This window comes from Yoonia sp. SS1-5, assembly GCF_038443705.2.
Lineage (GTDB): Bacteria > Pseudomonadota > Alphaproteobacteria > Rhodobacterales > Rhodobacteraceae > Yoonia > Yoonia rhodophyticola.
The window spans coordinates 2,279,324-2,291,553 of sequence record NZ_CP151767.2 but is presented as its reverse complement, the minus strand read 5'-3'; the positions used below and the strand labels follow the sequence as shown (position 1 = coordinate 2,291,553).

The 12,230-nt window shown below is 58.8% G+C and carries 12 protein-coding genes; 6 read left to right on the top strand and 6 right to left on the bottom strand.

Translation table 11 applies throughout. The annotated features are described in order from the left end of the window. Position 1: 1 nt before the first annotated feature. Positions 2–244 (bottom strand): hypothetical protein, encoded by a 243-nt coding sequence (locus AABB31_RS12880; protein WP_342077747.1) that lies wholly within the window; start codon positions 242–244, stop codon positions 2–4. After that, positions 245–1,720, bottom strand: coding sequence for an ABC transporter substrate-binding protein (locus tag AABB31_RS12875; protein WP_373634835.1), 1,476 nt, complete (start codon positions 1,718–1,720; stop codon positions 245–247). Between the two features lie 116 nt (positions 1,721–1,836). On the opposite strand from AABB31_RS12875, the gene panB reads away from it, so the two are divergent. From panB to infB, 6 genes are all read left to right on the top strand, one after another. Then, a complete protein-coding gene (gene panB, locus AABB31_RS12870; RefSeq protein ID WP_342077748.1) occupies positions 1,837–2,661 on the top strand; it encodes a 3-methyl-2-oxobutanoate hydroxymethyltransferase in 825 nt (274 codons plus the stop codon). Then, positions 2,658–3,515: a pantoate--beta-alanine ligase gene (gene panC / locus AABB31_RS12865; protein ID WP_373634834.1), complete on the top strand. Its 858-nt coding sequence runs from the start codon at positions 2,658–2,660 to the stop codon at positions 3,513–3,515. The genes panB and panC overlap by 4 nt, the downstream gene beginning before the upstream one ends. Positions 3,516–3,777: 262 nt before the next feature. Beyond that, on the top strand, positions 3,778–4,353 hold the full coding sequence (gene rimP, locus AABB31_RS12860; protein WP_342077749.1) for a ribosome maturation factor RimP: 576 nt from the start codon (positions 3,778–3,780) through the stop codon (positions 4,351–4,353). Beyond that, positions 4,353–5,963, top strand: a complete 1,611-nt coding sequence (nusA, locus tag AABB31_RS12855; RefSeq protein WP_342077750.1) for a transcription termination factor NusA — start codon at positions 4,353–4,355, stop codon at positions 5,961–5,963. Before rimP ends, nusA begins: the two co-directional genes overlap by 1 nt. 25 nt (positions 5,964–5,988) lie before the next feature. Then, entirely contained in the window at positions 5,989–6,621 is a 633-nt protein-coding gene (locus AABB31_RS12850) for an RNA-binding protein (protein ID WP_342077751.1), read from the top strand. Then, positions 6,618–9,101, top strand: coding sequence for a translation initiation factor IF-2 (infB, locus tag AABB31_RS12845; protein ID WP_342077752.1), 2,484 nt, complete (start codon positions 6,618–6,620; stop codon positions 9,099–9,101). Before AABB31_RS12850 ends, infB begins: the two co-directional genes overlap by 4 nt. Positions 9,102–9,153: 52 nt before the next feature. Here the strand turns inward: infB and AABB31_RS12840 are convergent, their stop codons facing one another. From AABB31_RS12840 to AABB31_RS12825, 4 genes are all read right to left on the bottom strand, one after another. Continuing rightward, complete coding sequence (locus AABB31_RS12840) at positions 9,154–9,495, bottom strand: hypothetical protein (RefSeq protein ID WP_373634833.1); 342 nt, start codon at positions 9,493–9,495, stop codon at positions 9,154–9,156. A 110-nt stretch (positions 9,496–9,605) separates the two neighbouring features. After that, positions 9,606–10,004: an 8-oxo-dGTP diphosphatase MutT gene (gene mutT, locus AABB31_RS12835; protein ID WP_342077754.1), complete on the bottom strand. Its 399-nt coding sequence runs from the start codon at positions 10,002–10,004 to the stop codon at positions 9,606–9,608. Beyond that, a complete protein-coding gene (gene argJ / locus AABB31_RS12830) occupies positions 10,001–11,224 on the bottom strand; it encodes a bifunctional glutamate N-acetyltransferase/amino-acid acetyltransferase ArgJ (RefSeq protein WP_342077755.1) in 1,224 nt (407 codons plus the stop codon). The genes mutT and argJ overlap by 4 nt, the downstream gene beginning before the upstream one ends. After that, complete coding sequence (locus tag AABB31_RS12825) at positions 11,221–12,063, bottom strand: peptidylprolyl isomerase (RefSeq protein WP_342077756.1); 843 nt, start codon at positions 12,061–12,063, stop codon at positions 11,221–11,223. The genes argJ and AABB31_RS12825 overlap by 4 nt, the downstream gene beginning before the upstream one ends. Between the last annotated feature and the right edge of the window lie 167 nt (positions 12,064–12,230).

The window sequence follows — 12,230 nt, the reverse complement described above, 5'->3', positions numbered from 1 at the left end:
ACTATTCGGCAGCCCGTTGCATGGTACGATCCATTGCGCGCACCCGGTTAAGCTCGGGACCAAAATCAACCAGATCGGGGCGGTGGACGTCCTGAATGAAAATCAGCGGGGCGCCCACATCATGGGCCTTGTCGATGGCCCGGCGGGCCAAAAGCATCCGGTCTTTGTAGCCCTGCATATTGTCGATAGACCGCACCGCGCGCCCTTCGATCAGGGCACGCGCTTGTTTATTGGCATTTGCCACTTACTCAGCCCAGCTGACGCCGGTCAGATCAACCGCAGCTGTCGGTTGGTTCAGCCAAAGCCCCCGAATACCGGCCTTGGCCACAGTGGCCACCGCCAATTCGAACAGGTAGCCGTTGACGTAGTCTTCGGAAATGATCGTTTGGGCCTTGGCCAGAATATCACTGCGGCCGGCGGGGTCGGTCGTCGCATTCAGTTCGGTCATCAATGCCTGAAAATCCGGATTGTCGTATTGGAAGTAGTAGTCAGGATTGGCGTAAATCCCGATATCCATCGGCTCTGTGTGGCTGACGATAGACAGGCCGAAATCCTTGTTGGTAAAGACCTCTTCGATCCATTGCGACCATTCCAGATTGGTGATTTCGGTTTCAATGCCGACCGCCCGCAATTGCGCCGCGATGATTTCACCCCCGCGTCGCGCATAGGATGGGGGCGGCAGTTTCAACGTTGTGGTGAAGCCGTCCGGAAAGCCCGCCTCGGCCAAGAGTGCGCGGGCCTTGTCGGGGTCATGGGGGGAGTTTGCCAATAGATCGACGTAGTCGGGGTTGTGCGGTGCAAAATGGGTTCCAATGGGCGTGCCCAGCCCGAACATGGCGCCATCAATGATGGCCTGCCGGTCAATTGCATGGGCAACCGCCTGCCGGACCAGCACATCATCAAAGGGGGGCATTTTGTTGTTGGTCGACAGGATCGTCTCGCCTTCGGTATTCCCGACAAGGACCTGAAACCGCGGATCCGCCTCGAATTGCGGCAGGTTCTCGGGTGCGGGGAAGCCTATGAAGGCATCAACATCTTCGGCCATCACGGCCGCGAACGCCGCTGTGGGGTCAGCGATAAAGCGGAAAGTGGCACTTTCCAGCGCGGGCGCAGGCCCCCAGTAATCCGGGTTGCGGGTCAGCTCCAGACGGTCGCCCTGCACCCAATCCGTAAAGGTAAATGGACCGGTGCCAACAGGATTGCTTGCGATATCCTCGATACTTTCGGGGGCGACAATAACCGCATCCCCCCAAGCCATGTTGAACAAGAAATTCCCGTTTGGCTGGTCAAGGGTCACTTGCACAATCAGGGGCTCAACCACGGTGACGTCGGTGATCCCCGCAAACAGCCCCTTTTGGGCATTGATACTGTTCTCGGCCCGGGCGCGATCAAGGCTGAATTTCACGTCCTCTGCGTCCATGGTGGTGCCATCGTGAAAAGTCACCCCAGCCGCTAGGTTGAAAGTGTAGACAAGCCCGTCATCCGAGATGTCCCAGCTTTGCGCGAGCCCGCGGATAATCGCCCCCTCTGCATCAAACCGGGTCAGCCCCTCGAACACGTTCGCATAAAGAACAGAGTCAATCGCCTGTGCCGCCCCGCCTGTGGGGTCAAGATTTGGTGGCTCCAGCTGAATGGCGACGGTTATGCTGTCCTGTGCAAGCCCGGTTGTGGCGCAAAAGGCCAAGGCTGCTGCCAGCCCGGTTGGTGCAAATTTTGTCATGATCTTCCCCCTCATGGTTATGATCAGTCTTCACACTGTCTATTGCCAAATCAAGCCCTTGGCACTGGAAAGGCCCTGCCAAGGCCGTTATCCCCCATTTCACAAAAGGAGACGCCATGAGTGCAACAGCCAAAAAACGCGCACCGCTGCCCGATGACATTCGTGCGGCCAAAGGGGGGACGCCCCTTGTCAGCCTGACCGCCTACACGACCCCAATGGCCCAGATGATGGATGCGCATTGCGATTTTGTGTTGGTCGGCGACAGTGTGGGGATGGTTCTGCATGGGCTGCCCTCAACCCTGGGTGTCACGATGGAGATGATGATCATGCATGGTCAGGCCGTCGCACGGGGCTTGCGGCAGGCGATGATGGTCATTGATATGCCCTTTGGATCATATGAGGAAAATCCGGCACAGGCCTTTCGCAATGCCGCCCGCCTGATGGCCGAAACCGGGGCAGGCGCCGTCAAGCTGGAAGGCGGTGTGGATATGGCGGACACCATTGCTTTCTTGGTGGCGCGGGGCATTCCGGTGATGGCCCATATTGGTCTGACCCCGCAATCGGTGAACACGCTTGGCGGCTACAAGGTGCAGGGGCGGGGTGATGCCCGTGCGGCGCTGGTTGCAGATGCGCAGGCGGTCAGCGACGCGGGCGCATTTGCTGTGGTCCTGGAAAAGATCCCGGCCACGCTGGCGGATGAGGTGACAGCGATGATCCCCATCCCCACCATCGGCATTGGCGCCAGTCCCGGCTGCGACGGGCAGATCCTGGTGGTTGACGACATGCTTGGGCTGTTCACAGCCTTCAAGGCGAAGTTCGTGAAACGCTATGCGCAGCTGGGTGATGATGGCGAAGCGGCCATTGCGGCCTATGCCGCCGAGGTGCGCGCGCGGACCTTCCCGGCAGCGGCACATATCTTTGCTGATGAGCTGCCACAGTGATCGCCCCGATTGAGCGGCAACTGGCGGGGCTGCGGGTGCTCACCGGTGGCTGGCGCAAGGCGGGCGAGACGATTGGCGTTGTGCCGACCATGGGGGCATTGCATCAGGGTCATCTGTCGCTCGCCCGTGCGGCGCGGGCTGCATGTGATCGGGTGATCGTGACTATTTTTGTGAACCCTAAGCAATTCAATGATCCCGACGACCTCAAGAACTACCCAAGGACAGAGCAGGAAGACGCACGCAAGCTGGAAAGCATCGGGGTTGACCTGATTTACGTGCCGGACCCGGATCAGATTTACCCTGACGGGTTTGCGACGACCGTGTCGGTTGGTGGCCTGACAGACATGCTCTGCGGCGAGGCCCGTCCGGGGCATTTTGACGGGGTCGCAACGGTGGTATCCAAGCTTTTCACCCAGACAGCAGCGGATTTCGCGTTTTTCGGAGAGAAGGACTACCAACAGCTGCAAATCGTGCGGCGCATGGCGGCAGATCTGGATTTGGGGGTTGAGGTTGTGGGCTGTCCCACGATCCGCGAAGAGGACGGTCTCGCGATGTCGTCGCGCAATCTGTTGCTGTCGGATCGGTCGCGGATCAAGGCGCCAATGCTTGCGCAAGTCATGAACGATCTGCGTGATCAGCTTTTGGATGGCGCCGCGATGTCTGATATCGTGGATGACGCACGCACTGGCATTCTGAATGCGGGCTTCACCGAGATCGACTATCTGGAATTGCGCGACGGGGGGGATTTGTCGCTATTGGATCAAACCAAACCCGGCGCACGACTATTCGCAGCCGCATGGCTGGCCGGGGTACGGTTGATTGACAACATTGCGGTCGATGCGCCGCCGGATTGAACGACGCATCGTCATGGCGGGGGCATTGATGCGATGCCCGTAGCTGGTGCTTATAAGCAGCCAAACCAATAGCTTGCGGGATGGTCCGCGCCGGTGCGCGGGTCAAAGCCGGGATATGGTTCCGGTGCCCCTTGCAGACTCGCAGAACTCGGCGTATATCATCCTCAACAGCGGCGCCTTGGCTTCCACCCCCACGGCTCCACCGGGAAATATCAACGGGCCGCGCGCCCGTTTTTTTGTGCCGCAATGGCGGATGATGCTGATGAATGACTTGATCGCGAAAGCGGCGATAGATCGCCGGATTGCAGAGATTGTGACCCCCGTTGTCGAGGATATGGGGTTTGAGGTTGTGCGCGTCCGGATGATGTCGGGCAAGGAAACCATTCTGCAGATCATGGTGCAACGCCCCGACGGTCAGATCGAGGTGGACGAATGCGGGCAGATTTCCACCGCATTGGGTGCGGTATTGGATGTCGAAGACCCGATTCTGGATGTCTATAACCTTGAGGTCTCCAGCCCCGGGATTGATCGCCCGCTGACCCGGATGAAGGATTTTGATCAATGGGCCGGGTTTGAAGCGAAGGTCGAGACCGAGCAATTGATCGACGGCCGTCGCAGGTTCAAAGGGGAACTGGCCGGCACCGAAGGTGACGAGATACTGATCAACATCGCCGAAGGCACCGTTGGTCTGAAATTTGAATGGTTGTCGGATGCCAAGCTGGTTCTGACAGATGAATTGATCCGCGACGTTTTGCGCGGGCGCAAGGATGCGGGCCAGATCGACGAGGCCCAATTTGATGAGATTGAAACTATCATAGATGGTGAGGAGAACACCTGATGGCGATTACGTCTGCCAACCAGCTAGAGCTTTTGCAAACGGCAGAGGCCGTGGCCCGCGAAAAGATGATCGACCCCAATCTGGTGGTCGAGGCGATGGAAGAATCGCTCGCACGGGCTGCCAAGTCTCGCTACGGCGCCGAAATGGACATTCGCGTCGCGATTGACCGCAAGACCGGCAAGGCAACATTCACCCGCGTCCGCACCGTGGTCGAGGATGAAGAGCTTGAGAATTATCAGGCCGAGTTCACCGTCGAACAGGCCAAGCAATACATGGAAAACCCCGAGGTCGGCCAACAGCTGATCGAAGAGGTTCCGCCTGTTGAACTGGGCCGGATCGCCGCCCAATCTGCCAAGCAGGTGATCTTGCAAAAGGTCCGCGAAGCCGAGCGTGACAAGCAATACGAAGAATTCAAGGACAAGGCAGGCACGATCATCAACGCGCTGGTCAAGCGTGAAGAATACGGCAATGTCATCGTTGATGTGGGCGCTGGCGAGGCCGTGCTGCGCCGCAACGAAAAGATCGGGCGCGAGGCGTATCGCCCGAATGACCGTATCCGCTGCTACATCAAGGAAGTCCGCCGTGAGCAGCGTGGCCCGCAGATTTTCCTGTCCCGCACGGCGCCGGAATTCATGGCCGAACTGTTCAAGATGGAAGTGCCTGAAATCTACGAAGGCGTGATCGACATCAAGGCCGTCGCCCGCGACCCGGGTTCGCGCGCCAAGATTGCCGTGATCAGCTATGACAACTCCATCGACCCTGTCGGTGCCTGCGTCGGTATGCGCGGGTCCCGCGTGCAGGCGGTTGTGAACGAATTGCAGGGCGAAAAGATCGACATCATTCCATGGAATGAAGACATGCCGACCTTCCTTGTGAACGCATTGCAGCCCGCCGAGGTCAGCAAGGTTGTTCTGGACGAAGAAGCCGGCAAAATCGAAGTTGTGGTCCCTGAAGAGCAACTGAGCCTTGCCATCGGTCGCCGCGGCCAGAACGTGCGCCTTGCGTCGCAATTGACCGGCCTCGACATCGACATCATGACCGAGGAAGAAGAATCCAAGCGTCGTCAGGCCGAATTCGAGCTGCGCACCAAAATGTTCATGGAAACATTGGATCTGGACGAGTTCTTTGCGCAGTTGATCGTCTCCGAAGGATTTACCAGCCTCGAGGAAGTTGCCTACGTCGAAATCGAGGAACTGCTGGTCATTGAAGGTGTCGACGAAGGCACCGCCGGTGAATTGCAGGCCCGCGCCCGCGATTATCTTGATGCGCAGGCCAAGAAAGCCATGGAAGCCGCCATCGCGGCCGGGGTCGAGCAGAGCCTTATTGATTTTGAGGGTCTGACACCCCAAATGCTGGAAGCATTGGGCAATGATGGCGTCAAGACGCTGGAAGATTTCGCAACCTGCGCCGACTGGGAGCTGGCCGGTGGCTGGACCACTGTTGATGGCGAGCGCAGCAAAGATGACGGTGTTCTGGAACCATTTGATGTCTCGCTTGAGGAAGCGCAGAATATGGTCATGACGGCCCGGGTGATGCTTGGCTGGGTTGATCCGGCTGATCTGGAAGCCGACGCAGAAGAAACCGACGCCGAAGAGGAGGCGGAGGCCTGATTTCAGGCCTTCGGGTTCGCAACAGATGGCGCGGGGCGGCCATAACAAGGAACGCGGCGATGCGGAACGCAAATGCATCGTCACAGGTGAGGTGCAGCCGAAGGCTGGGCTGATCCGTTTTGTTGTCGGGCCGGACAACCAGATTGTGCCGGATATTCTGGGCAAACTGCCCGGGCGCGGCATGTATGTGACGGCAGATCGCAAAACGCTGGAAGCGGCCAAGAAGGGCCAATTCTCGCGCTCTGCCAAGCAGCCGGTGACGGTGCCGGATGGCCTTGTTGAAGAGGTCGAGCGTCAGTTGGCGCGCCGCACCGTCGATCTGATCGCACTGACCCGGAAATCGGGGCGTGCGGTCTGTGGATTTGAGAAGGTCAAGGGCTGGCTTGCCGGTGGTGAGCGTGTCCGTGTTCTGTTGCAGGCCAATGATGGGTCTGAACGGGGCAAAGCAAAACTCTGGACGCCCGAAGGCGCCCGTTATTTCGGGTGCCTGACGTCAACCGAATTGGGTTTGGCATTTGGGCGGCAAACTGTGATACATGGCGCGCTTGCCACTGGTGGACTCAGCAATCGTGTTGTAGAGGAAGCCACAAAGCTGCGCGGATTACGCGAAAATGACGGTGGCGATGCGGCCTCCGGGAAGGATAAAGAAGCTAGATGAGCGATAACGACGGTAAAAAGACACTCGGTCTCGGTGGTTCGCGTCCAAGCAACGTGAAGCAAAGCTTTAGCCATGGGCGGACCAAGAACGTCGTGGTGGAGACCAAACGCAAGCGTGTCGTGGTGCCAAAGCCAGGTACGGCCAAGCCCGCTGGCGGGGCGGCCCCGGTCAGCGGCGGTGATCCATCAAAACGGCCTGCCGGTATCTCGGATGCCGAGCTGGAACGCCGGATGAAGGCATTGGCGATGGCCAAGGCCCGCGAAGCCGAAGAAGCGGCCAAACGCGAAGCCGAGGAAAAGGCCCGCGCCGCCGAGCGTGAGGCGCGCCGTGCCGAAGTTGAGGCCAAAGAAGCCGAAGACCGCGAGCGCGAGGAACGCGCCAAGGCCAAGGCCGAAGAGGAAGAGCGCAAGCGCGCCGAGGAAGCCCGCAAGAAGGCGGCGGCAGATGCCCCACCGGCGGCAGCGGCCGTTCCTGGTGAGGCGGCTGTCTCCCGCCCGACTGCGGCCCCGCGCAAGGCTGATCGCAATGCCGACAGCCGTGACAAGCAGAACAAGTCCAAGCCTGGTCGCGGCGACGAAGGCCGCCGGTCCGGCAAGCTGACATTGAATGATGCAATGGCAGGTCGCGAAGGCGGCCGGCAGCGGTCTATGGCGGCAATGAAGCGCAAGCAGGACCGCGCCAGGGCCAAGGCCATGGGTGTATCCGCCGAGCGTGAAAAGGTGTTCCGCGAAGTGGCCTTGCCCGAGGCGATCACGGTCTCTGAACTGGCGAACCGCATGACCGAACGCGTCGCTGACGTTGTGAAGGCCCTGATGACCAACGGGATCATGGCCACACAGAACCAGACGATTGATGCCGATACTGCCGAACTGATTATCGAAGAATTCGGCCACACGGTTGTGCGTGTCTCGGATGCGGATGTTGAAGATGTCATCGCCGCCGTCGAGGACAAGGAAGAAGACCTTAAGCCGCGCCCACCGATTGTGACGATCATGGGCCATGTCGACCACGGGAAAACCTCGCTTCTGGATGCGATCCGGAACGCCAAGGTTGTGGCGGGCGAAGCAGGTGGGATCACGCAGCATATCGGGGCCTATCAGGTCAAGACCGATAGCGGCGCTGTGCTGTCGTTCCTCGACACACCGGGCCACGCGGCGTTTACGTCCATGCGGTCCCGCGGGGCGCAGGTGACCGATATCGTGGTGCTTGTTGTAGCTGCCGATGACGCGGTCATGCCGCAGACAATCGAGGCCATCAACCACGCCAAGGCCGCCGACGTGCCGATGATTGTGGCGATCAACAAAATCGACAAGCCCGAAGCGAACCCCGACAAAGTGCGGACCGACCTGCTTCAGCATGAGGTCATTGTCGAGAAAATGTCTGGTGACGTGCAGGATGTTGAAGTGTCCGCAATCACCGGTCAGGGCCTCGATAACCTGTTGGAAGCCATCGCGCTGCAGGCGGAAATTCTGGAACTCAAGGCAAACCCCGATCGTGCCGCCGAAGGCGCCGTGATCGAGGCACAGCTTGACGTTGGTCGCGGCCCCGTTGCCACCGTTCTGGTGCAGACAGGGACGCTGCGTCAGGGTGATATCTTTGTCGTCGGCGAGCAATACGGTAAGGTCCGTGCGCTGATCAACGACAAGGGCGAGCGCGTGAAAGAGGCCGGCCCCGCCGTGCCCGTCGAGGTGCTTGGCCTGAACGGAACACCCGAGGCCGGCGACGTTCTGAACGTTGTTGACACTGATGCGCAGGCCCGCGAAATCGCCGAATACCGCGAGAAGGCGGCCAAGGAAAAGCGCGCTGCCGCTGGTGCTGCAACGACGCTGGAACAGCTGATGGCCAATGCCAAGGCCGACGAGAATGTCAGCGAACTGCCAATTGTGGTCAAAGCCGACGTGCAAGGTTCTGCCGAGGCGATTATCCAGGCGATGGAGAAAATCGGCAATGACGAGGTGCGGGTCCGCGTCTTGCATTCCGGTGTTGGTGCGATCACGGAAACCGATATCGGCCTTGCCGAAGCCTCCGGCGCGCCTGTCTTTGGCTTTAACGTCCGCGCCAATGCGACGGCCCGGAATACCGCCAACCAGAAGGGCGTCGAAATTCGCTATTATTCGGTGATCTACGATCTGGTGGATGACGTGAAGAAAGCGGCCTCTGGTCTGCTATCTGCCGAGATTCGCGAAAACTTCATCGGTTATGCGAACATCAAAGAGGTCTTCAAGGTCTCGAATGTCGGCAAGGTTGCCGGTTGTCTGGTGACCGAAGGCGTGGCGCGTCGTTCGGCCGGTGTTCGTTTGCTGCGTGACAACGTGGTGATCCATGAAGGAACGCTGAAAACGCTCAAGCGCTTCAAGGACGAGGTGCCCGAGGTGCAGTCCGGCCAGGAGTGCGGCATGGCATTTGAGAATTACGAGGATATTCGCCCCGATGACGTGATCGAAATTTTCGAACGCGAAGAAGTCGAGCGGGAATTGTAAACACAAAGAAGGGGCAGCCAGCGGCTGCCCCTTCTTCATTCGCGAATATCGCTTAGCTGTCTTCGCTGACTTCCAGCTCAATCCAGTTCGATGCTTCTGACGGTGTTGTCAATTCACCTTCGTAGATCACAGCGGCCACGTCTTGTGCGCCATTGGGGTCAAGCGATACTTTGACGTCCGTGTTCACACCAGCGTCAAGGCTGGCTGTACCGATCAGGTCGCCAAACTCGCCCTTGCTGTAGTCATAGATGGCCAGAATGCCGCTTTCCGAAGTACGGACCAGATCCAGCGTGATTGTGCTGTCATCTTCGACGGTTGCCTGCAGGCCAAAATTTGCTTCGGCGACTGCGGCTGAGCCCATACCAAGTGCGGCAACAATTGCGGTGGTTTTCATGATATTTTTCATCGTACTACCTTTCTTTCTTAGCAAGCGCCACTTGCGCGTTGCTTCGATGAACTAACGGCCGCCGCCAGAAAGAGTTCCAAAAAAATCCGGAAAAATAATCAGAGCCAATCGCGCAGGATCGGGATCAGCGGAATGTCTGCTGCGGGCATCGGGTAGTCACGCAGCTCCGCCGGCTTTACCCATTTCAATGCCTGACCTTCACGCGACTGCGGGACGCCATCCCATTTGCGGCATGCAAAAAGCGGCATCAGCAAATGGAAATCATCGTAGGAATGACTTGCGAATGTGAGCGGGGCCAGACAGGACGCCCAGGTGTCGATCCCAAGCTCTTCTTGCAATTCGCGGATCAACGCAGCCTCTGGTGTTTCGCCGGCTTCGACTTTGCCGCCCGGAAACTCCCACAGACCGGCCATGGATTTGCCCGCCGGGCGCTGTGCCAGCAAAACCCGGCCATCGGGGTCAATCAGGGCGACGGCCGAAACCAGAACGACCTTCAAGACCGATAATCCGCATTGATGGTGATATATTGATGGGTCAGATCACAGGTCCACACTGTGCTTTCGCCATTGCCCAGCCCAAGGTCAATGAGGATATCAAGCGCCTGCTGTTTCATATAGGCCGCCCCGTCGGCCTCGGTATAGGTTTCAGACACCCATCCGTTTTCAGCCACAAGAATATCGCCAAATCTGATCGACAATGTATCACGGTCAGCGCGCGCGCCAGACTTTCCAACGGCCATGACGATCCGTCCCCAGTTGGGGTCTTCACCTGCTATTGCGGTTTTGACCAAGGGGGAATTTGCCGTCGCCATGGCGACTTTCCGTGCATCGGCATCATCTGTTGCACCTGTCACCCGGACGGTCACAAATTTGGTGGCGCCCTCGCCATCCCGGACAACCTGGTGGGCAAGATCAAGCATCACCCTGTGCAGGGCGTCCGCAAAATCTGCATTCCCGGTAACATCCACGCCCGAGGTGCCGGTTGCCGCCACCATCAGACTGTCTGACGTCGATGTGTCGCTATCAACGGTGATGCAATTGAATGTCTGGTCGTTCAGGTTGGATATCAACCCTTGCAGATCCGTCTGCCCAATCTGCGCATCCGTGAAAATATAAACCAGCATCGTCGCCATATCGGGGGCGATCATACCGGACCCTTTGGCAATGCCAGCGATCCTGACGGGCTTGCCGCCAATATCCAGCTGTGTGCTTGCGCCCTTGGGAAAGGTATCTGTCGTCTTGATCGCACTGGCTGCCGCGGCGATCCCGTTGGGGGACAATCCGTTTACCAGATCATTCAGCTTTGAGGTGATGCGATCATGTGGCAGGCGCTGGCCGATAACCCCGGTCGAGGCTGTAAAGACGCTGCCCGGTGGCATGCCCAACGCGTCGGCGGTGGCGGCGCAGATCGCCGCGACGCTGCCATCGCCATGTTTGCCGGTAAACGCGTTCGAATTGCCCGAGTTGACGACAATCGCCGCCCCATCCGTGTGGCTGTTGACGAGTTTCGCCTGACAATCCAGTACATTTGCGGATCGGGTGGCCGAGCGGGTGAAGACGCCCGCAACACTGCTGCCCGGTGCAAGCCGGGCAAGCATGACGTCATCACGACCGCTGTATTTGATGCCCGCCGCGACGGTCGCAAATGCGACGCCTTCAATGACCGGCAGATCGGGAAAGCGATCCGGCGCAAGCGGCGAAACCGCCAGTTTTGTCATTCCAACAGCTCAATCTGGCCGATGATATCGGGATCAAAGTCACCTTCCTCTGGTTTGGTGACGGTCGTTGACGCAGCCAGTTCTTCCAGTTTTGCGGTGACGGCAGCCTCTTGCAGCTCGCCGGCGATTTCGCTGCGGATATTATCAAGTGTCGGTTGCGGTTCGACCCGGACTTCATTCAGCGTTGCAACATGCCAACCGAACTGGGTCTCAAACGGGTCAGAGACCCCGCCGACCTCCAATGCGGTGATAGCCGCTTCAAATTCTTGCACCATCGCACCGGTGCCGAACCAGCCCAGATTGCCGCCATTCGGGCCCGTTGGCCCGGTTGATACGTCACGGGCCACATCAGCAAAGGCAGCCCCTTCGTCAATGCGGGCCTTGGCGGCGATGGCTTCTTCTTCGGTCTCGACCAGCAGATGGGAGGCGTTGAACTGGTTGACCTCTTCGACGTCAGCGAAACGGGCGTCATAGGCGGCTTGCACGGCCTCTTCTGTGACGGCCTCGGCCGAGATGTCGGTGATCACCTCACCGGCCATCAGGGCGCGCCGCTCGTTCTTAAGCGTCACATCAATACCAAGCGGGGTGTTTTCCAACGCATCCGCAAGCAGTTGCTGCTGGATCAGCTGGTCCACGACACCATCAAACAGGACCGAATTCGGGAACTGACTATATTGCTGCGGCAGTTGCTGGCGGGCGACAATCACCTCGCCCAGCGTGATCTCGGTATCACCAACTTTCGCGATCACCGTATTCGCGTCCACCTCTTGGGCAATGGCCCCCGCATTCAGCGTGGTGGAAAGAGCGATGGCGCTCAGAAATGTGACATGTTTCAGCATTAAACGATCCCTTGATTGCCCACGCAGATGCGTGGCGTTGACACGGCATATCCCGCCCCTTACATCCCATGGATGCCTCGAGGGGGCAGGTCTTTGGCCCTTTGTATGTGGCCCGCGCGGGGCCGACAAGCGACCTCCTCTCAAATAGATGTCAGACAGGCGCAATA